1 rRNA gene is annotated in these 631 nt (G+C 52.9%); it reads left to right on the top strand.

Annotated elements, in window-relative coordinates:
• Window positions 1-631: ribosomal RNA gene (locus tag DX909_RS29345) — 23S ribosomal RNA — on the top strand; the annotation flags it as partial.

Raw genomic sequence — 631 nt, forward strand, 5'->3', positions numbered from 1 at the left:
AGACGGAAAGACCCCATGAACCTTTACTGTAGCTTTGTATTGGATTTTGAACGGATCTGTGTAGGATAGGTGGGAGGCTTTGAAGTGAGGACGCTAGTTCTCATGGAGCCGACGTTGAAATACCACCCTGGTGCGTTTGAGGTTCTAACCCAGGTCCCTTATCGGGATCGGGGACAGTGCATGGTAGGCAGTTTGACTGGGGCGGTCTCCTCCCAAAGCGTAACGGAGGAGTTCGAAGGTACGCTAGTTACGGTCGGACATCGTGACGATAGTGCAATGGCATAAGCGTGCTTAACTGCGAGACTGACAAGTCGAGCAGATGCGAAAGCAGGACATAGTGATCCGGTGGTTCTGTATGGAAGGGCCATCGCTCAACGGATAAAAGGTACTCTGGGGATAACAGGCTGATACCGCCCAAGAGTTCATATCGACGGCGGTGTTTGGCACCTCGATGTCGGCTCATCTCATCCTGGGGCTGTAGTCGGTCCCAAGGGTATGGCTGTTCGCCATTTAAAGAGGTACGTGAGCTGGGTTTAAAACGTCGTGAGACAGTTTGGTCCCTATCTTCCGTGGGCGCTGCAGATTTGAGGAAGCCTGCTCCTAGTACGAGAGGACCGGAGTGGACACACCT

It is taken from the genome of Larkinella soli, from assembly GCF_003703975.1.
In the GTDB taxonomy this organism is placed as follows: Bacteria; Bacteroidota; Bacteroidia; order Cytophagales; family Spirosomataceae; genus Larkinella; species Larkinella soli.